Here is an 18934-nt window from a genome sequence, read left to right as displayed (position 1 = left end):
GACGGGAGGGATTTTTATGGAGTATCGCAGGATGGAAAAAATTGGGGCCAAAGTGTCCCTGCTGGGATTTGGCTGTATGCGTTTTCCTGTGCGTGCAGACGGAGGTATTGACAGGGAACAGGCATTCGCCATGATTGAGGAGGCTTATCAGAATGGGGTGAACTATTTTGACACGGCGTATCCCTATCATGGGGGCACAAGTGAGTCCCTTACCGGGGAGGCTTTGAGCCGGTATCCCAGAGAGTCTTACTATCTTGCCACTAAGCTGCCGGTTTGGTCGGTGTCGTCCTTAGAGGATGCAGAGAGAATTTTTCAGGAGCAGTTAAGCCGCCTGGATAAAGATTATGTGGATTTCTATCTCATGCACGCCCTGGACAGACACAGGTGGAAGCAGGTAAAAGAGTTAAAAATTCTCGAATATTTTGAAAGCCTTAAGGCCCAGGGAAAGATTCGCTATCTGGGATTTTCTTTCCATGACGATTACGATACTTTTCGGGAAATTATTACATCCCATAGCTGGGATTTCTGCCAGATTCAGTTTAACTATATGGATAAGGATACCCAGGCTACGGATAAGGGGATTGCCCTGGCAGAAGAGCTTGGGATTCCTGTTATTGTAATGGAGCCGGTGAAGGGAGGCTCTCTGGCAAATCTTCCGGAGGACATCACAGGGATTTTTAAGGAAAGACGGCCGGGGGATACGGCATCTTCCTGGGCGCTTCGCTATGTGGGGACATTTCCCAATGTGAAGGTGATTCTAAGCGGGATGTCAGATATGTCCCAGGTGAGGGACAATTTAAAAACCTTTGGACAATTTCAGCCTTTAAGCCAGGAGGAGCAGGGGGTTGTGCAGCGTGTCTCTGCAGCCATCCGGGCCAGGGTTCAAAACGGCTGTACCGCCTGCCGTTATTGTATGCCATGTCCGAAGGGGGTGGATATTCCGGGAAGTTTTAAGATATGGAATGCCTATCATATGTACAATAATGTAAGCGATACTCTGTCCAGATGGAACAATGAACTGAGGGCAGAATTAAGGCCCTTAAACTGCGTGGAGTGCGGTAAATGTGAGGCGGCATGTCCCCAGAAAATCAGTATCCGCAAGGATTTGAAGCGGGTGCAGAGGGAGATGGAAGCTCTAGCAGGGGAATCTGTGGAATAGAATATGGTTACAAAAAACCGGAGAGAAACCGTTGGTTTCTTTTCCGGTTTTTTTAATGCACGTTTCAAAACGCTTTTTGCAGAAAAGTAATTTTAACAGTGTATTTCCTTATTTTGACATAAATCCTATAGATTCGACAAAATATGGTAGACTATCTTTATTTAGAAAAAGGAAATACGTTCCTAATGTTTTATTTGGGAGGAAATCTAGGTGAATAACAAGAATAAGATTCATAGCAGGTTTTTTATGATGATATTGGTTTTCCTGGTTTTCGTCCTGGCATCTTTTCCGGCACAGGCATCTGATAAAAATGGCCAAAAAGCGGTAGTATTCCTGCTGGATGTCAGTGGTAGCATGAAGACCAACGACCCGAATCGTTACGCCATTGACAGTATTGCACAGCTTATCTATACCCTGCCCACAAACTATGATGTGGGCTTTGCGGCGTACAGTTCTGAGCTCTCCGCACTTCAGGGTTTTTTAGGAAATTCCCAGAGAAGCAGAATTATGGAGGCGGCTCAGGCCGTGGAATATAGCGGTTACAGCAATCCGGGGGCAGGATTAAATGAAGCGGTTATGATGCTGAAAAATTCCAATGCGGAGGAAAAGGATATTATTCTCCTCTCCGATGGAGAAATTCTAATGGAAGATGAGGAAACTACATCCCAGTCGGAAGAAATTTACCAGAAGGCGGTTTTAGAGGCGGCGGAAAATAAAATCAGGATTCATGTAATCGGCCTTGGGGAAGAAATGGAAGATACGGGAAATTCCATTTTTCAGGCAGCAAAAAAGACAGGGGGAGGAGTTTACTATTCCCCCCAGGCTTTGGATATACAGGGATCTATTGACTCTATTACAGAGGAAGAGTTACACATAAAACAGACGACGGCGGCTATTGTGGATGTGGGAGATGAAACAGAAAATGTAAAGATTGACATGCCCTTTGCCCATGCAGGCACTGTCCGTGTGCTTTTAACCAGCGGATCCCCCATAGGCAGTCTGAAAACCAACTTTACAGCGGAAAATGCCAGACAGATAGGCGGGGAGCGTTATTCCCTGATTGAAGTCAATAATCCGAAAGGGGACCAGTTTGACATGAGCTTTGAGGGGACGCCGGAAAGCCAGGTGAGAATTACCCTGATACCGGAGTATCATGTTTTGGCAAAGGCAGATGTTTCTTATAAAGACAGTGTGCCAAAAGAAGAAGGCGCTCTTTTCTATGACAGGGAAGCGGAGGTTACCTATTCTTTTTATGACGCAGAAAATGAGAGCCTGCGGCTGTGGACAGAAGAATATTTTAACCACAGTAAAATGTCCGTAACGGTGAATGGAAAAAGGGAGGAGAAAACCTTGGAGGCCGGGGGGATTACTGTCACAGAAAAGGTGACGGGAGATGATACAAAACACGTCTCCTTTGCCTGTGAGGCGTTTCCTGCAAATGTATTGGATATAGAGGGTGTGGAAGTTTCACTGAAAGGGCCGGATTTACTTCCGGTAGAAGAGCCGGAGCCTCCGCCCTATGAGCTGTATGGCGCAGTTGTTTTAGGGGTACTTTTTCTTATATTGATAATTTTGCTTCTCTTCAGGAGAAAGACGCCCAGGACAGGATTTGCACCAAAAGAGCCGGACCGTCCCGTATCCGGAAATTCCAGCTACGTGGGAAGGCTGAATATTTATATAACCAGGACAAAATCAGGGTATGACATAAGCCCTTTGGCCTACGACCTGTTCCGCCTGCCTGCAAACCGGGTGGTTTCCATAGCGGAAATACTGGAAAACTGTGGCATTAAAGAGCATTTTTTGGGAGCGGAGAATATCTATTTAAGCTCCGGGCAGGGCAGGAGCATTATATTAACCAACCAGTCTGACTGCTGCATTATGAAGAGCGGGGAGATTCTTATGAAAAAGAAGAGTTACCAGCTTTTTACAGAATCAAAAGTGGATATTACCTTTGAGGATGAGATTAGTGAACTGACGTTTCAGTATAAAGATTTAAAACCGTCGGAGATGTATTAGAATTTGGACGGGTTTAAGTAAATATTACCAGTACAAGGGAGTGAAAGAACATGGAGATAATTAATCAGACAAACCGCACGCTTCTCCTTGATATGATTAATCCGGACAAAATGGATCTTCTCACATTGGTGGGGGATGTAAAGGGTCTGGACAGCTTAAGCGACGATCAGATGCGGGAAATCAACCAGCATTTGGAGTGCCACAGCTATGAGGAAATGGAGCGGAAGTTTGAGCCTACGGTGTGGTCATTTTTTGACGCGGGTTCCCAGTCGGTGAAGTATACATTGGAGCGCCCGGAAAATATTCCACCGTCTATGCTGACACCGATCAATTTAAATGACTATGACAGTTTTTTTAAGACGATTTTGACAGTGATGGATTCCAGAAAAGCCCAGGGGCTTTTAAATGTGGAGTTTCATTTTGAAAAGCTTTTGGAAATGATATCGCCGAAGAAAGTTATGGAGGATATCAAGCTGGTAAGGAAAGAAATCCAGTTCAATTACAGTAAATACGCAGCTCTGGAAGACGGAGATCCTGCAAAACTGGATTTGGGGGACAAGCTGAATTTACTTTTTGAGGACGCCAGCAAGAATTACAACAATATTATGGCCATGCTTCCCCTGGCAATCGAGGATATCAAGACAAGGCTATTGCTGGGAGGCGGCGGCGAGAAGGATAAGGGAAAAGGCGTTGTGGCAGGTCTTCTCACCATGGGTGAGAATGGGGAACTGAAAATTTTAGAAGCGCCCAAGGAGGAATCCACAAGTCTGGCGGTGGTAGATGATGAGGTTACAGCAGGCCTTGTGGAAGTGTTGGCGGAGGATTACCAGTCGGTGAACGAATCTCCCAACAACTACGTGCAGAATCTGGTAGTGCGCACCTTCTGTCCCTTAACGGCAACCACTCCAACGGAAATCGACGTGGAGACGGAAGTGGCAAATTATAATTCCTATCTGGAATTTTACCGCACGTCAAAGGACAACTTTATTAAAGTGGTAAAACCCCTGGTAGAAAAACTGTTGGGAATCCGCATGTTTTTTGACCAGTATAAAACAAAGACAAAAGGCATGGCGCCCACCCTTGTTGTGGCCAATATTTCCCCGGACATATTGGCAAAGAGCCCAAATATTCCCCGGCTCATTACATTCTTAAATACCACAAACAGCAAGAACAATTTTAATGATACGATATGGTACGCTATTTATCCCAATGTGTCCTGGAGCCAGAATGTGACCAACAAAATCCACAGAGAGCGATTCCAGGGAAATGTAAAAAAGGCGGGAACCGATGTGTACAGCATGGAATCCTTAAGCATACTGCTAAACGTCTTTAAGGATTACCGGGTGGAGACATTTTTTTCCTTTGAGAACCGGGAGGAGACAACTTTCAACGCCTTAGCGGCGGAGGGCGTGGAAAAAATCATGGAGCGGTGCGCACCCCTTATGGGGAAACCCTACAGTGAGTTTGCCATACCTGTGCTGCCGAATTTCACCATACTTCCCAAGAATAAATCCGGTGTGGTATTAGACAGCAGAATGCATGTCACGGATGACAATGGGGTGGAACTCTCCGAGGCCAAGGAGGATGTCATCCGGCTTTGGATAGAAGGGGTTTATATCAGCGGCGCCTATGTGGCGGCAGGTTTCCGGGCAGCATGCCAGTGCCCCGAATATATAAAGAATCATTTTATTACAACAAAGGCAAAAACAGATTTGGAACTGCCGGGGGTAAGGTTTGACATAGAGGCGGGAAATAATTCTCTGATGGCCTACACCACAATGCCAAAGGAGATAACCGGCTTTACAAATACAATTAAGACCCAGATAAACCAGAAGAATTTCGGCTGGGTTTTTGCATCCGAAAATGCATCCGCAAATGGGATGGCAATAACGAATATAACGGTTTATAAGGCCAGGAACCTTTTATACGATTCCGAACATTCCACTTATGAGCCGGTATATAAAACACAGGTTACAACTTACATGGAACGGATTCTAAGGTATGTGACGGGAGATTTCAAGGAAGATAATATCAAAGATTTCTTCTCCAACAACCCCAGGAGCCAGAAAAGTAAGTGGCTGTCAAAAAAGGATTGTATCAATGCAATTATCGCAGAGGGGGACAGCGTAGAGTATGACATCAACGAAGACAATGGAATCTGTGAGTTGACATTGTCCTTTAACGGCAGTCCGAGAAATCTGGAAGTCCAGATTAACCGTGTGACAGGTGTATAAAGAAAAAACAGGTAGATGACAGGAGGGAACAGTTTATGGGTTTTCGAGTAACGATTGACGGCTCAGGTCCAGTGAACCTGACAGAACAGTGTGTAACCAGTGTGGAATTTTTTTCTGATATTCCAAAGGATTCCAATGCCAGGGCAACAGATAACGGCACAGCCTTAAAAATCCGGGGCAAGCTTCTTTTTTCCCTTGGGGCAGAGGCACAGGATGCCACCATTAACATGGCAAAATGGAGCGTGGTGCCCAGTGAGAGCGCAGACGCTTACCGCAATGTAAAAGTGGATGTGGTTGCAGCAGGGCAGATTGTAAGGCAGTTTACCCTTCCCAATGCTTTTGTGATGGAGTATGAGGAAGAGCTTGACGATGAGACAGGCGTGGGAGCATTTTATCTCCATGTGAAGCAGAAGAAAGATTTAACCAAGATGACAAAAATTGAAGGCGGATTCAGCGAATAGGAGGTGAGTACATATGTCATTACGTGTAACAGTAAACGGAGCATCCAGTTTTGAAATTGCAAAAGAGTGTGTGCAGAAAATAAAATTCCGCACGGATATCCCATTGGATTCCAATGCCAGGACAAAAGACGTGGGAAGTACCTTGGAAATTTCCGGAAAGATTCTTGTTTCCACAGACGGGGACCCCTTTGACAGCACCAGGCAGCTTGCCCTGTGGTCAGTGGTTCCGGCGGAGGAGGCTTTGGCTTACCGCCAGGTGGAAGTTGAGATATTAAATGCAGGGCTTGTGGAAAGGAAGTACAGCTTCCCCCGGGCCTTCGTAGTGGATTATAAAGAAGATTTTTCCAACAGCGACGGTATCGGACAGTTTACCATTACCATTAAACAGAAAAAAGATAAGCTGGATAAAATCGAGATTGAGGGCGGCTATATCGGCGCTTAAGGGTTTTATGCAGGAGAGGAAAGGCATGTCAGTAGACGTGCCTTTCCCTGAAAATAAAATCCCTGTCCAGGGATTTGTATTTATCCAAGCTATTTTTCGGAAAATGGCCTGGATAAATACAAAGGAAAGGCAGAGCGCTATGTCGGAGATTTTTAAGAAAACCTATACAGTGGCAGAGCCTGGATGCGGGCTAACCGTCTTTAGCATGGAGGGCAGTGAGATTCACCTTTTTGGGAGCCATACGGTGATAAAGACATCGGGAGAGGATTTTTTTGAACCCATTAAGGATTTTTTGCATGAAAAATTGGTGGAAGAGAAAGCGGATACCATGTATTATATAAGCATGGCGGATACCGTGGTACTTGGGGTTCTGGCAGGCGTAGCCATTGTCGCAGGCGTGGTTGCAACTTTTATGTCATTTGGTGCGGCAACGCCCCTTTTAGGGCTGGGTTGTGTGTTGGCCGGAGCTGCCATCTCGTCATATGGTTATATGAAAACTCTTGACAGTGACAGGGCTGCCGGGAGAGAACGTAGCTGGGCACAATTCTATTTGGAGAGGACGGCAGGGGAGTTTAAAGGTGCAGCAGCGGGAGCTGTGGTATTTGCGGGCCTGCTTTCCGGTTATGAATTGATAGGTATGGCCGGGGGGATATCAAGCAGTATTCCATCTATTGTGACTGCAGGGACTTCAGGCGGGACAATGGCAGGTGCAGTGGAAGCAGCTGGTTTGGGAGAGGCGGTACTGGGTATTGGGAGTATGGCCGCATTGCTTGCGGCTGCGATGAAGTCAGGGGAAGGCGGGGAGAGTAAGGAAGGGGTTGAGTTTGAAAAAGGTGGTAAAAAGGATTTTAAACAGCATTTATCTAATCAGCAGGCGAATAAAATGAAAGAAGAAGTGCTTGGTGGGAAGGATGTAAAATTTAGAACAAAAGAAGAAGCTGTAGAATTTATAAAGAAAAAGTTCCCAGATTTCAAACAAGAAACGGCGGGAAACAGAAGTAGTGAAGGATGGCATTTTGATAGTCATCCGATTAATGGAAGTACTGGAAATATAGATCATATTAATATATATAGTAAAAAGCAAAAATTTAGAGTGCATATTACATGGGGGGATTAAATTGAGAAAAGTAGTTATTAGGACAAAGATTGTAGGAAGTGTTTCATCAGCAATTATACATGAAGCTAAAGAAAATGAAACTTTGAATGACTTGATCTTTAGAATAGGAAAAGAACAAGTATTAATAAAAATATATAAAGAAGAACATATAACATACGATTTTTTATTTCAGGAATATAATAGATTTAGAACAGGGGAGAAAAGTTCATATTTTGCATGGATGTATATTATTAACCCTAATTTTGGCGTTGTACTTGATGAACATATTTATTTGTATCATTTCGATATGCAAATATATGATACCCAAAGTGAAATTTTTCCTTGGCTCTATGCGGATAGTAAGAAATTTTTAGGAGATACTTGGTGGGAAGAAGATGAAGAAATTTTATCTGATATAAGAACACTTACCCTCGTAGATTTTTTAAATAAATATAAGGGATATTAAAATTCTTTCAATTAAAAATGATACATTAGTTGGTGAATATGATATTTGGAGAATGTAGAAGATACAATAAAAGATTATTAGGACATAAGGAAGAGAAAGTTGATTATGGACATGTTACCAAAAGTTGAAGTAAGTTTTGTGATTTCAGGAAAAGATTTTGATTTAAGTATGTTAACAGAAGAATTGAACATATCGCCCAGTGAAACGAGAAGTCTTGAGGATTGGCCGGAAGCGGTAAAAAATAACGTACATATTCCAGAAGAGTTACAGCCTGTGTATGAGTGGTGTATATCCGAAAAAGAAGAATTGTGTTTACAGATAGAAACACCTATTAGAAGAATAATTTCTCAAATAGAAGGCAAAGAACAAGTTCTGATGGAGTTTTGTAAGAGATACGGTTTGAAAAAGAGTTTGTGCATTGTAATTCATGGGGAGGATATGGGCTTGCCAGATATTACCCTTTCTCCTTACATTGTAGGTTACTTTGGGAAATTAGAAGCTTTGATAACTTTTGATATTTATGTATATTAAAAAAGACCTTATACAAAAGATTTGAGAAAGGCGGCACACTATGAACGACTGGTACAAAATCCTTGGGACAGCAAGGGATGCAGATGAGGCGCAGATAAAGGCGGCTTACCGGAAGCTGGCAAAGAAATACCATCCTGACGCCCACCCCGGAGACAAAGAATGCGAAGCACGTTTCCGGGAGATAACGGAGGCATATACAATCCTCTCAGACCCGGCAAAACGAAAGAAATATGATGAGGAATTTTCCAGTCAGGCAGGACAGCAAAAAACGAACGGCGGCAAAAGCGGCGGGATGGGCAGGGAATCCCGGCAGGGAACAAAGGCATCCTTTGGAAATGAAGGGGCAAAGGTGGATTTTGAAAACATTTCCAGAAACTTTGAACAGTTTTTCGGTTTCAATCCCCAGACAAAAGATGTGGTAAATCCGGAAAAGTTAAAATCCAGGGCAAATGCAGGCAACCCTTTGGATACCACAAATCTTTTTGAAGCATTTATGGGAATTAAGAGGTAGCGGCATGAATCTTAAGAGAAAAATCAATTACAGTATTCTAGTTATCTGCCTTGTAATTGCCATCCTGGTTTTGGTTGAGATGGGATGGGAGCAGGGGTTTACCTGGGCAGCCATTGCCGTTTTGGTGGGGCTTATCCATGTGGTATTGCCGGAAGGGAGCGGCGTATTATACATGGAAGAGGAAACGTCGCCGCTGCTTTACGAGATGCGGATACCGGAGGGGACGGCCACGGAGCTTTCCCTTTTAAACGAGGAAGGGGAACCCCTTGCCGCATGGGATATTTACGGGAAAAACGGTATTGTTATTGGCCGGGATACTGGGGAAAACAGCGTCACAGTAGATTTAAATAATACCACTTACGCCAGCATGATTGATGTGGAGCATGCGGTTTTAAATTATTTTAACGGTGCATGGTACATAGAAGACATTTCCACAAAAAACGGAGTCAGTATTAAAAAAAGCGACGGAAAAAAATATAAAATTTCCTACGGGAAACCCTGCAGGCTGGAACTGGGGGATATTATTTTTATAGGGCCAACCAGGCTGCAAATATTATAAATACTTGGAGGGAAACATGGGACAGTCAAATTTAATCCGCTGCCAAAACGGGCATATGTTCAGCAAAAAGAGATATGGGACAATTTGTCCATACTGCAATATAGAAACTGCCACCCAGGAGAAAAAGGAAACGGGAAAAACAGAGATTGATATTGAGGAAGAATTGTTTAAAGATGACGTGAAGCCTGTGTGCGGGTGGATTGTGTGTATTTCAGGACCCCGCCAGGGAAAAGATTATAAAATTATCTCCGGCAAAAATTTTGTGGGAAGGGCGGATGACATGGATATCCAGATTTTAGGGGACAATGAGATTTCCAGAAGAAACCATGCCGTTATTGTGTTTGACCCCAAGAAGAAGGAAACCGTGCTTTTGCCCGGGGATTCCAATGGTTTGGTTTACCTGAATGAAAATGCAGTTTATGTACCCACGTCTTTAAATCCCTATGACAAAATCGAACTGGGAAAGTCTGTGTTTGTGTTTATACCATTTTGCGGCAACAATTTTATGTGGGGAAGTGAACCGGAATGACAAATTATGTGTGTATCTCTTTGCTTGGCGTGAGCATTTTTATATTAGATTTTATCAAGCTGTTTATTAAAAAGCCGGTTAGGGAGAGGATACCGGATATCGGCAAGAGCATGACCATTGGAAGGCGGCAGGTTCAAGAAGACCAGGTTGGAACTATGGAGACAAAGGCCGGAGTTCTGGCAGTGCTTTCTGACGGGGCGGGAAGAGAGTATGGGGGACGGATTGCCAGCCGCATTGCCGTGGACACTTGTATGGATTTGTTCGGCGATTATAATGCCTTCCACAATCCACAGTATTTTTTCCGGAAATCTTTCCACAATGCAAACCTGGAAATTTTAAAAGCCCTGGGGGATGAAAACAGGGGTTCCGCCAGCCTGGGATGTGTGCTCCTTGCCGCAGGCTATCTATATTATGCCCAGGTGGGGAATGTTAAAATATGCGTGTACCGGGAGGGAAACCTCATTCCGATTTCCACCGGCCATACCGTGGCTGTTTTGGCGGAACAGAAATTTCATGAGGGGACAATTTCCCGTGAAGATGCACTGGCCCTCCTTGAAAATAAGAGGCTTTACAATTATCTGGGACAGGATGGGTTTAAGGATATAGAACTTTTTGACGCCCCTGTGAAGCTAAAGCGAGGGGATATTGTGGTATTGATGAGTGACGGAATCTATGATCTGCTGGGTGTACGGGAGATAGAGGCAGTTCTAAAAAGTGATTTAGATTGCCAGCAGATGGCGTATGACATCATAGAATTAGTGAACCGGCATCCCGGGGAGGAAAAGGATAATGCCAGCATCATCCTTCTGGGAATGGGAAAGGGAGCTGACACATATGCGAAAGCAAAATTCGGAATTTAAGACGGCCTTTACCTCGGAGGCAGATAATAATATAAAAAATACAGACTATTTTGGATTTGTGGAATTGGATGATTTTGCCTGTTATGTGGTAGCGGACGGAATCGATGACCAAATGGATGCCCAGGGGGCAAAAATTTCCGTGGCGGCTGTGGTAAGCGCATTTTCAGAGAGCCCGGGAGTTGGAAGGCGGGTTATGCGCCGATGCTTAAATGCCGCAAATAAAGCGTTGCTCACGGAAAACAGTAAACTAAAGTTAAAAGCCTCCGTTATGATAGTGCTGACAGACTATGCAAATTTCAGGTATGGACAGGCGGGAAATGTGAGGCTTTGCCTGTACCGCGACGGATTTTTAAAATGCCAGTCAACAGACCAGTCCCTCACCATGGACTATGTCAAGGAGGAGAGGGTAGAGCAGGATAAAGTGGCGCTGCATGAAGAGCGGAATAACCTGTACGCATATCTGGGGCAGGAAAAAGAGTTCCACCCCTTTATCTCAAAAAAGATAAAGCTTATGAACACGGACGCTATTGCAGTGTTTACCCGGGGTATCTGGGAAAATGTGGATGGCGGGGAGCTTTTGGATGTTTTTTCAGACGCAGGCAATGACCCCCAGGAACTGGTGGATGACGTGGAGGAGCTGCTTTTGTCCAGGCAGCCGGAAAATCTGGGCAAATATACCTTTGTCACCATATTTGTGGATAAAGTCTTTATAGACCCAAATAAGAAACGCAGAATTAAGAGAATGATTATGACCATGATCCCTATCCTTGTAATTTTAATTATCCTCACTGTGATATTGGTTGTCCTCCATAACAAAAGGGTGGAACGGCGTATACAGCTGGGGCAGGGATTTGCGGATACCATTGAGTATATCCAGATAGACAATTATGTACGGGCGCAGGAGAGATGTGAAGAGTCTATGGCGCTGGCGGAGAAATTAAGGGACCACGCCATGGAAAAGAAGCTGGGGGACTACCAGAAATTAATTGAGGCGGTGCTTTTGGCTGAGGAAAAGCTCTCGGACAACCAATTTGTGGATGCGCAGAACATGTATAAGGAAGCGGCGAACCGCTCCCGCTATGTGGACAGCCTGGGCCTTGATTATATCTATGAAAGGCTTGCCTTGACAGCGGAATATTTATCTGTATATGACCTTTTAAACCTGGGGGATACTCTGGCCCTCAACCTGCAGTATGACAAGGCGGAGGAAAAGTATCTGGAGGCAAAGGCTACCGCAGGAGCCGTATATTTTGATGAGGGAAGGACGGAGGCAATCGAAGCCTTAAAAAAGCTTTATGAGGACCAAAAGGAGCAGAAAGAGGAAGAGGAACAGGAGCGGAAAGACCAGCTTTTAAAGCAGGAGGCAGGAGCCAATGCCACCGCCCAGGGAGACGCCGCATTTGCCCAGGGAGATTATGAGAGCGCAAGGGTATTTTACCTCTCTGCGAAGCAGGCCTATGATGAGATGGGGGATAAGACCCAGAGCAAGGCTATGGAAGATAAGCTGGATACGGTGGAAGAGAAAATTGACCAGAGAGAGGCAAAGGAGCAGGAGGCTAAGCGGTATGTGATGCAGGGGGAAAGCGCAGAAGATAAAAAAGATTATGTCTCTGCAAAGAAGTACTACCTGCTGGCAAAAGATATTTATGCCTCTTTGGATATGGAGGATAAAGTAGAAGAAATCAGCCGGAAAATTGAAAGACTTGAAATAGACATGGATGCCGGGAATGGGCCGGGACAAGAGTCAGGGGGCGGGGAAGTCACAGATGGATGAAAAACAGGATTTTAGCATGGAAGAGTACATAGAAAAAAGAATGATGGAAATTACGGATTTAGACCAGCGCCGCATGTTTAAACAGACGGTGGGGGATATCCTTTCCGCTGTTTATGCCTACAGTAAAGAGGCTTTTGACAAACTGGAAAATGATATTTTAAAAGAGTGCCAGGGAGAGCAGAACAGGTATGCCGTCTATATATCCATGACAGATAAGGAGCATTATGATGCCACGGATACTTTTTTGTACCCTATGAGAGATGAGGATACGAAAGAAGAAAACATCTCCTGTCAGGAAATAAAAGAAACCTTAGGAAAAGGGGAGGAGGTTAAGCTCTTTACCGTATTTTTAAAAGACAGCGCCACCCGGGTTTATTCTCTTTTAAACCAAAGAGAGCGATATTTTTCCGGATGCATAAAAACTCTCAAGGGAGAGTACCGGGGAGTTTTTCTTGTAAGGCAGAACAGGGAATATCTTAAAATGATAGAAGAGCTTTATGTTTCCTTTGGAGTAAATTTTAAACCCTGGCTTACTGTGTGTACAGCCTATCTCACAAAGCTTCTGGATGTGTATCTTTACTCTATGGAAGGAACAGAGGATGAGGAGGAGATTCAGGAGATTGAGGTGGATTTTGAAGAGTTTGCTTCCTGTATAGAGTATAGGAGAGTTCCCCTTTGGAATCTGAAACCTATCAAGGAAAAAACCAGCACATACCCCAATCCCTGTATCGACAAAATTAACTATGAGCATCAGTTTTTTTCCCAGAGGTTAAGACCGGACTGTGGTTATCTGGTGAGGGATGCGGGGGTGGAAATCACAAATATCCGCAGGCTTAACGGGGATTTGTATATCACCTGTCCCATTCCAAGGCCCTGTGACTGGCATCTCTACGAAGTACATCAAAATGAGAACATGGGAAATTATCCTTACCCCGTGTTATCCAACCAGTATAAAGACACTTTCTCCGGCAGCATAACGGAAATGTACAAAAAGAGCATTAAAACCCGGGGGGAGATGGCAAGGCTTATGGAATCTTTTGAATATGGGGATTACCTTGTTTTTTCTGACTTTGAAATCTTAAGTTCTGTTCCGGAGGAATGCATATCCTGTAACTATAATATGGACAGTTTTATGGAAGATGAAATACGGACCGGGAATCAGAGAGCGGTTCTTGTGATTTGTTTTGAGGCCAGAGATGAGGAAAATTATTTAAATGAGGACATTATGAGCTTTCTGGTGACTCAGGTACAGAGAATTTTCCCGGATTATTGTTGTGTGGGAAAAATAGTAAAAGGGGGATCAGGTGGTTGAATTTTTTATGGGATATTGTGATTCGGGCAAAGGAGCAGGGGTATAAAGAAGGAGAGTTGTTTTTCCGGCAGGCCAAAGAGTGCAGCCCTTTTTTTGAACAGTCTTTTTCCTGCGTCAATGAGACAAAGGTGACATCCCCTGAGATAGAATTAAATTTACTGTATCGTTTTGCAGATATTTTTCAGGATATTCTAATGCAGGAAAACTCTGGACTCACAGAGGAGGAGTACCATGAGTTCGGTGTCTTTTTTATCGATACCGCACTGCATGCAATTCTCTATGCAGACTTAAGGCACGGCCTTACAAAGCGGGAGATGTATATCAGAAAAATTGCTAAGGAGCTTCGGGAGGGGATATTCTTTTCCGGGATGGCAAAGAATTTTAACCGGATAGAAAAGTCAGAGCAGGAACGCCTGGCAGCCCTGGCATTATGCCAGATGGAGACAGGCTCATCCCTGGGATTATTCCGCAGGGCTCTGCTTGTTTTATATCCAGATGCCCTGCTTTATCAGATAAAAAATGAAGGAAAAAATTTGCTTCTATACATAAATATCAGGGAAAACGACAGGGAGGCAGGGAGGCTAAGGTTTGTAACAGATATGTTTCTGCCTGTGGGATACGAACTTCGGGTTTTCTTCGAGTATCATTTTGGGATTATCGGCGTGGAGGGCACCATGATAACAGATGAAATTGCCCTGTACTAAAGAGCTGTTTTTACCCGGGGAGGGAAGGGAAATGCATATAGATAAGTACACGTATACACTGAACCAGGACAAAACAAAACAGGAATACCGTTCTTACAGCAAAAGCGAACTGGAACTTATGACTACGTTCCAGCTTCGGGATATCTGCTTTAAGGAGCGGATTATAAACGGCATCCAGGCGCCCATGGACAAAGATGAATTAATCCGTCAGATTATGCGCTTCAGGGGAAGGAAAGACGGTCTTTTTATAACGGAGTACAGAGAAGAAGGAATAAAACGCCTGGAGGAGATATTAAAAACTGCCAGAATCCATATTGCCTCGGAGCCTTTAAGGGGATGTGCAAAAATCGTCACCTATCAGGGGATTGCAGTCACCTGCTCTGACGGGCTGGCTATCGGGTATAAGAAAGAGATTGCAGACACCAACGCGCTTTTGGTAAGCGGAGGGGAAGTGTGCGCTATCTTTAACATTCGTTCCCTTGGGGGGAAGGGTGACAGACTGTACCTGACAAAGTCGGAAAAAATTCCCTGCAGGGAGTCCGGAATAAAAAGTTACCGTCTGTACTGCATGAATCGGGGACAGTCCGAATGGCTGTATCATCTGTATGAGACCGGATATGATATGTATCCGGAGCATCTGGATTTTTATGAGGCTCCGGTCATGGATTTTAAAGTGCGGAAACTTTTAGAGATGGATATGCCCCTTGCCATAGATTTTGGCACTACGAATACCACGGCCGGAATATACTTAGATTCCAGTTATCTGGAATGGTTAAGCGGGGACCCGGCAAGGGAGGCCTTAAAAGAAAATGAGGCAAATTATGTGACTTTTCCCGGGGAGGACGGCAGGGAGACACCTCTCCTCCCCTCAGCGGTGGGGGTGTTGGGGATTGACGGGGAAAAAATCCGGTATGTTTTTGGATATGAGGCCCAGGAGATGCTGCATTCCAGTTACATAGACGAGGGATTCTGTGTATTTTATGATATAAAGCGGTGGATTAGCGACCCGGAGAAAGAAGAAGAACTTGTGGACCAGAGAGGACGGCGGTGTTTTGTAAAAAGGAAGGAGATTATCCGGGCTTTTTTAGAGTATGTCATATCCTGTGCCACCCAGAAGTTTAAATGCACTTTTAGAAGCCTGCATTTAACAGCACCAGTGAAACAGAAAAAATTGTTTCTAAGGCTTTTTAAGGACATTTTTCCAGGGTATGAGATTATGGAGGAAGATATGCTGGATGAAGGAGTGGCGGTTCTATATAACTCTATCTCAGAACTTATCGCAAAAAACCGTTTTGTAAACGGCAGGGAACTTCGGGCACTAATTATAGACTGCGGCGGGGGCACCACAGACCTTACCTCCAGCCATTTTTCCATAATTAGCCACAGAGTGTCCTACCGCATCCGGATTGCCACGGCCTATGAAAATGGGGATACGGATTTTGGGGGAAACAATTTAACCTACCGTGTGATGCAGCTTTTAAAAATTGCCGCAGCCAAAGAATTAGGGAATGCTTTTGGCAAAGGGGATATGGAACTTTTGGAGCCGGAAGATATTATCCGGGAAATGGGCACGGATATATTCCGCAGGATAGACAGGGAAGGGGCGGGGAGCGTATACTGCGCACTGGAGGAGGAATACCAAAAAGCCGAGGAGTTTATTCCTACCCGGTTTAAGGAATATGAACACAGGAGCAACAGTGAGTATTTTGCAGTAAAAAATAATTTCTATTTTTTATTTGAACTGGCGGAGGAGATGAAAAAGGCATTTTACGGGAGGCGGGAAGCCCTTCGTGTGGCAGTGGGCTCTAAACCCCCAAAAGAGATGGGAACGGCAGCCATTTTTGCAGACCGATTTAAACTCTCCGTCTACGGGGAGAGGGGACTTACGGTAATAAAGGATTTTCCCACCCTGTATTTTAATGTCAGCCAGATGGGGCGGCTCTTAAAGGGAGATATCTACCGTCTGGTAAAACGGTTTATCGAAGGCCCTTACGAGGATGGAAGGCTCTATGAATATTCCATCATGCGCCTTACGGGGCAGTCCTGCAAAATTAATTTATTTCGGGATGCCTTAAAGGAGTTTATTCCAGGAAAAGTAATTGAATCCTCAAAGAGCGCCGCTTTCGGGAAAGATGACCACGGCTTAAAACTAATGTGCTTAGATGGGGCCATAAAATATATCAAAGATAAGCGTTTCGGATTTGCAGATGTTGCCATCACAAGCGAACAGCCCGCATTCCCCTATATCGTCACGGCAAAGACCCACACCGGGGAGGAGCGCATATTAATTAACAGCCTGGACCGGAAACAGACGAAGGGGTATATCTCACGTAACATGACGGACCTTACCCTGCAGCTATATTTAAAGGATGCAGGGGGACAGGAGCGGTATAAATACAGCTGTTCCTTTAATCCACGAAAATTTAATCCTGCCGAGGCGGAGGAAATTGTGGAGAAATACCAGGGAATGATTATTCAGGATGAGGTGGATTCTATTATGAACCGGGAGCTGCGCTCCTTTGTGCTGGCGGACGAGGCCCGGTGGGGATTTCTTGTGGTCCCTGTCCTAAGGGAAGAGGAACAGCTTATGCTTGGGCCGGACCGTTTGTTTTTATTCGAGACGGAAAACTGGATGACAAATTTCTTTGACGGAACAAAGTAAAGGAGTGAAAATTATCTATGATGATACAGGCGATACCTGTTTTTAAGGAAGCCCATATTTTAAGGAAGAATATGTTAGAAGCTCTTTCCGATTATGCATACCTTTCCGGAAAGCTTCTCCACAAAGGGTATGGGGACGGTATCCTTTCCGGGTGTGAACTTACCACCACAGAGGACAGGATAATTTTAAATGAGGGGGCGCTGCTATATCAGGGGGAGATGTTTTTTATTAAAGAGCCTGCGGAGGTTTCTTACTTCCCTACAAACACCACCACAATTTTAAAACTATACATTTCAGAACCGAAGGAGGAGCACAGCCTTTTATACCAGGAGATGGAGCTTATACTGGAGGAAGAGAAAGGGGAAAAAGGCGGCATAGAGCTGTGCCGTTTTAAATTGCAGGAGGGGGCCAGGCTCCGGTATGCGTACCAGGATTTTTTTGACCGGGATACGGAGTTTGACACCTTAAACGTCATTCACGCCCCCTATGCCGTAAAAGGAGGGAGCGCCATATCCCCGGAAGTTACAAAGGCTTTTGCACGGGAAATGCTTGCCATAAAAGGGCTTCCTGGGGAGGATGTGCAGTTTTGCCTGCAGCTTTTGGGACGGGAGCGCCCGGCAGATAATGGAATGCTTGCCGCATACATTGGATGGCGGGAAGGGAAAGAGTTAAAGAAACAGGGCAATGGGGCGATTTTCAGCGGACTTGCCAGGATTTTAAAGAGGTCCGGAAGCGGGGAGGGCTGGGAGGATGATTCCGCCGGGAGGAAGAAATGGAAGATGATGGTGGAGTAAAAGGAGGCTTTGTATGCGGGATATTGTAAGGGGCAGGTATCCCTTAGCGGAACCGGGGTGCGGCCTTACGGTTCTCTCCATGGAAGGCGGGGAGATAACCCTTTTTGGGAGCTGTGTGAAGATGTAGACAACAGGGAAGGACAAGCTTACCGGCTCTTATACAAGGGAAAGCGATTTTAATGCAGGATTGTCGGAGAGTGCATTCCGCAGATTATCGGGATTGAAGCGGCGGCTGAGATGCTGGCCCAGGCGGGGAAAGCGATGTTGAGTAAGCCGCCGGATGGAGGTGATGCGGCAGGGGGTGAAGAGGAAGGGGTTTATATTGAGGATGGAAATTCTGTAAAACCAACAAAAGAAGGATTAGATATAATTGAAAAACATTTATCAGGTGATATGCAGGCAGATTATAATGATGCCATGATTGAGAGAATTAAAAATATATTAAAAGAAAGAGGAGAACTAACGGGCCCAGATGCAGAATTTTATCGCCATGAAATTGAAGAAACAAGATTAATGAATCAAGGTATGGATTATGATACAGCACATGGTGCTGCATTAGATAAATATGGCGTAACAGAGTTTGATTTATATCATCCAGATGTTATAGAATCTATGCCGGAATGGTTTGGTTCACCATGGTTTGATTACTGGGGAATTAGTCACTAAGAAAATATGATTAAATATCAAAAAATAGATGAATATCGTGTGATGAGGCTGTGGGTAGATGAAATGCCTGAGGATGGGGGGATTTCCACAAACACAATAATCAAAGAATATGATGCAAATGCAAATGTAAAATGGTTTAATGGGACACTTTGTTTAGA

At 44.6% G+C, this 18934-nt stretch carries 18 protein-coding genes; all 18 read left to right on the top strand.

The genetic code is table 11. From position 1 onward, the window contains the following. Window positions 1–16 precede the first annotated feature (16 nt). The 18 genes from D7Y06_RS10395 to D7Y06_RS26525 all read left to right on the top strand — a co-directional run bounded on the left by D7Y06_RS10395 (window position 17) and on the right by D7Y06_RS26525 (window position 18776). Window positions 17–1159, top strand: coding sequence for an aldo/keto reductase (locus D7Y06_RS10395; protein ID WP_120407732.1), 1143 nt, complete (start codon window positions 17–19; stop codon window positions 1157–1159). Between the two features lie 210 nt (window positions 1160–1369). After that, on the top strand, window positions 1370–3175 hold the full coding sequence (locus D7Y06_RS10390) for a vWA domain-containing protein (protein WP_147415633.1): 1806 nt from the start codon (window positions 1370–1372) through the stop codon (window positions 3173–3175). 50 nt (window positions 3176–3225) lie between these two features. Continuing rightward, entirely contained in the window at window positions 3226–5409 is a 2184-nt protein-coding gene (locus tag D7Y06_RS10385; RefSeq protein WP_120407730.1) for a transcriptional regulator, read from the top strand. Window positions 5410–5444: 35 nt separating this feature from the next. Continuing rightward, window positions 5445–5870 (top strand): hypothetical protein, encoded by a 426-nt coding sequence (locus tag D7Y06_RS10380; RefSeq protein ID WP_120407729.1) that lies wholly within the window; start codon window positions 5445–5447, stop codon window positions 5868–5870. A gap of 13 nt (window positions 5871–5883) precedes the next feature. Then, complete coding sequence (locus tag D7Y06_RS10375; protein ID WP_120407728.1) at window positions 5884–6312, top strand: membrane-associated protease 1; 429 nt, start codon at window positions 5884–5886, stop codon at window positions 6310–6312. Window positions 6313–6337: 25 nt separating this feature from the next. Then, window positions 6338–7429 (top strand): UbiA family prenyltransferase, encoded by a 1092-nt coding sequence (locus D7Y06_RS10370; RefSeq protein ID WP_120407727.1) that lies wholly within the window; start codon window positions 6338–6340, stop codon window positions 7427–7429. Between the two features lies 1 nt (window position 7430). Further along, window positions 7431–7874, top strand: a complete 444-nt coding sequence (locus D7Y06_RS10365; RefSeq protein WP_120407726.1) for a hypothetical protein — start codon at window positions 7431–7433, stop codon at window positions 7872–7874. Between the two features lie 105 nt (window positions 7875–7979). Beyond that, window positions 7980–8405 carry a DUF4279 domain-containing protein gene (locus D7Y06_RS10360; protein WP_147415630.1) on the top strand — a complete coding sequence of 142 codons (426 nt, stop codon included), beginning with the start codon at window positions 7980–7982 and terminating at the stop codon, window positions 8403–8405. 40 nt (window positions 8406–8445) lie between these two features. Continuing rightward, complete coding sequence (locus D7Y06_RS28565; protein WP_120407724.1) at window positions 8446–8916, top strand: DnaJ domain-containing protein; 471 nt, start codon at window positions 8446–8448, stop codon at window positions 8914–8916. 4 nt (window positions 8917–8920) lie between these two features. Then, complete coding sequence (locus D7Y06_RS10350) at window positions 8921–9475, top strand: FHA domain-containing protein (RefSeq protein ID WP_158591345.1); 555 nt, start codon at window positions 8921–8923, stop codon at window positions 9473–9475. A gap of 16 nt (window positions 9476–9491) precedes the next feature. Beyond that, window positions 9492–10004, top strand: a complete 513-nt coding sequence (locus tag D7Y06_RS10345; RefSeq protein WP_120407722.1) for an FHA domain-containing protein — start codon at window positions 9492–9494, stop codon at window positions 10002–10004. Then, a complete protein-coding gene (locus D7Y06_RS10340) occupies window positions 10001–10864 on the top strand; it encodes a PP2C family protein-serine/threonine phosphatase (RefSeq protein ID WP_120407721.1) in 864 nt (287 codons plus the stop codon). Before D7Y06_RS10345 ends, D7Y06_RS10340 begins: the two co-directional genes overlap by 4 nt. After that, window positions 10839–12638 (top strand): PP2C family protein-serine/threonine phosphatase, encoded by a 1800-nt coding sequence (locus D7Y06_RS10335; protein ID WP_120407720.1) that lies wholly within the window; start codon window positions 10839–10841, stop codon window positions 12636–12638. The genes D7Y06_RS10340 and D7Y06_RS10335 overlap by 26 nt, the downstream gene beginning before the upstream one ends. After that, window positions 12592–13950, top strand: a complete 1359-nt coding sequence (locus tag D7Y06_RS10330; RefSeq protein WP_147415628.1) for a hypothetical protein — start codon at window positions 12592–12594, stop codon at window positions 13948–13950. The genes D7Y06_RS10335 and D7Y06_RS10330 overlap by 47 nt, the downstream gene beginning before the upstream one ends. Then, a complete protein-coding gene (locus tag D7Y06_RS10325; RefSeq protein WP_120407718.1) occupies window positions 13947–14654 on the top strand; it encodes a hypothetical protein in 708 nt (235 codons plus the stop codon). Before D7Y06_RS10330 ends, D7Y06_RS10325 begins: the two co-directional genes overlap by 4 nt. A 31-nt stretch (window positions 14655–14685) precedes the next feature. Beyond that, window positions 14686–17316, top strand: a complete 2631-nt coding sequence (locus D7Y06_RS10320; protein ID WP_147415627.1) for a molecular chaperone — start codon at window positions 14686–14688, stop codon at window positions 17314–17316. 17 nt (window positions 17317–17333) lie between these two features. Continuing rightward, window positions 17334–18110, top strand: a complete 777-nt coding sequence (locus D7Y06_RS10315; protein WP_120407716.1) for a hypothetical protein — start codon at window positions 17334–17336, stop codon at window positions 18108–18110. Window positions 18111–18371: 261 nt separating this feature from the next. After that, on the top strand, window positions 18372–18776 hold the full coding sequence (locus tag D7Y06_RS26525; RefSeq protein ID WP_199714689.1) for a hypothetical protein: 405 nt from the start codon (window positions 18372–18374) through the stop codon (window positions 18774–18776). Window positions 18777–18934: the final 158 nt, after the last annotated feature.

It is taken from the genome of Roseburia sp. 1XD42-69, assembly GCF_003612565.1.
Taxonomy (GTDB): Bacteria; Bacillota; Clostridia; order Lachnospirales; family Lachnospiraceae; genus Roseburia_B.
The sequence above is the reverse complement of the archived record's forward strand: the minus strand, read 5'-3'. Positions and strand labels throughout refer to the sequence as shown.